1 protein-coding gene and 1 pseudogene are annotated in these 2,120 nt (G+C 47.1%); both read left to right on the forward strand.

Features of this window, described 5'->3' with window-relative positions:
* Window positions 1-310 precede the first annotated feature (310 nt).
* Window positions 311-1,462, forward strand: a pseudogene (locus tag IQ260_RS30100) (ISAs1 family transposase).
* A 263-nt stretch (window positions 1,463-1,725) separates the two neighbouring features.
* Window positions 1,726-2,120: tetratricopeptide repeat protein (locus IQ260_RS30105; protein WP_193996724.1), on the forward strand; the 395-nt coding region annotated here is incomplete at its 3' end.

Below are 2,120 nucleotides of genomic sequence, written 5' to 3' on the forward strand. Positions count from 1 at the left end.
TCTTTTCCATGGCCTCCTACAAACGTCGCAAACTCAATCAGCATCTGATTGACAGGTTTATTCGAAACTTAGACTTAGACGAGACTTTGATTAAATCACATCCCAACTTTCCAAGTCTTTGTGACTACGGGGTTCTAGTCTCCTAATTCTGTCCGGAGTATTGTTTAGGATAGAGTTGAAAGCAGAAAATGTTCAAGTTATTTTTTCATAAGTTAGGGCGAACGCACACATATCTTAATGATGGATGCAGGGATTGAAAGCATCAGTCTTAGGATGACGATGGTCTCTAGCAATCTCGGTACATCTAGACATGTCTAGCCCATCCCTTTCCCTACTCAAATCGCACTTCGGGTCACTGGATGACCCACGAGCCCAACACAGTATTGACCATTTGTTGATTGATATTGTAATGATCACGATCTGTGCTGTTATCTGTGGTGCCGAGAGTTGGGTCGAGGTGGAGAACTATGGAAAAGCCAAACACTCTTGGCTCGGCACATTTCTAGAATTACCGCATGGGATACCGTCTCACAATACCATTGAGCGTTTGTTTGCACGTCTGCGATCCGAGCTAGTCCAAGAGTGTTTTTTAACCTGGGTGAATGCCGCGTTTTCGCTGAGTCAGGGACAATTGATTAGCCTTGATGGCAAGACTCTGCGTGGGAGCTATGAGCGTGGTGGAAAGCGAGGCATGATTCATATGGTGAGCGCCTGAGCGAGTGAAAATCGAATTGTTTTGGGTCAGCGCAAAGTCGACGAGAAATCAAATGAAATTACAGCGATTTCAGAACTCCTAAACGTGTTAGACCTAGAGGGTGCAGTGGTGAGCATTGATGCGATGGGCTGCCAAACCGCAATTGCTGAAAAAATTGTGGCCCAACAAGGAGACTATGTTCTGGCGCTCAAAGGGAATCAGGGTGATCTTTTGGAAGATGTGAGCGAATTGTTTACACAAGCCCACGCAAAAGCAGTTGACGGTATTGAGCATGACTATTATGAAACCCAGGAAACCGCTCATGGCCGCCAAGAGCTTCGTCGCTATTGGGTGATGGGCCAAACTGACTATCTCATCGGTGCTGAAAACTGGGCCAAGTTAACAACGGTCGGGTGTGTCGAATCTCAACGACAAGTGGGTGATACCATCAGTCGTGAGATGCGTTACTACCTACTGAGTCTACCGTTGGATGCACAGCGCTTTGCCACCGCTGCTCGGAGGCACTGGGGCATTGAGAACCAACTTCATTGGATTCTCGATGTCGCTTTTCGAAAAGACCAATCTCGGGCTACAGCAGGCTACAGTGGTGAAAATTTAGCGGTTATTCGACAGATTGCCGTTAACTTATTGTCGCAAGAAAACTCCGCCAAGGGCGGCATGCATGCAAAGCGACTCAAAGCAGGATGGGATGACCAATATCTTTTCATGGTGCTGGCACAAGGAGACAACGCTAGTGCCAGATTGTAAAGAAACGTATGCGTTTGCCCTATTCATAAGTCCTAACGCTCGATCAGCGTCTGGTCAATTCGTTAGCCAATAGCTCCTATGATGTTCGACTGTTTAACAATTTTAAGTTTGAGATAGACGTTTAAGCTCTTTCTCTCCTTATGGAAATAACTATTTTCTGGCATTGTTCAGCGCAGGACCAATTGCAGCAGTCTCAACTTAAGTTGCATGGAATCAGGTTTAGCAGCGTAAAATAACCTGACAGCTATTTTCTCTCAGCCACAATGCCAGATGCAGCCAATCAGCTTGCCCGAGCCGCCTATCAACTGGGGCAGCAGGCCTTTGAGCGGGGCCGATATGCAGATGCCGTAAACGCTTTTGAGCAGGGCCTAGCCGAAAAGCCAAGTATCTCTCTAGATGGTGAGCTAAAGCTCTGGCTAGTTAATGCCTTAGCTGCTAGCGATCGTCGTCAGGAAGCGATTGAACTATGTGGCCAGCTGGCTCGCCATCCAGATCTGGATGTTAGAAAGCAAAGCAAACAGGTCCTCTATATTATTCAAGCACCCAAGCTGGAGGCCAAAGAAGAATGGCTGACCAAGATTCCCGATTTGGCCACGCTAGAAAATAGCGAAGAAAAGCCCTGGCAAAAAATTCCCACCAAACCCCGACCGCTCAAACC

The sequence above is a fragment of the Leptolyngbya cf. ectocarpi LEGE 11479 genome, assembly GCF_015207065.1.
GTDB classification, from domain to species: Bacteria; Cyanobacteriota; Cyanobacteriia; order Phormidesmidales; family Phormidesmidaceae; genus Leptothoe; species Leptothoe ectocarpi.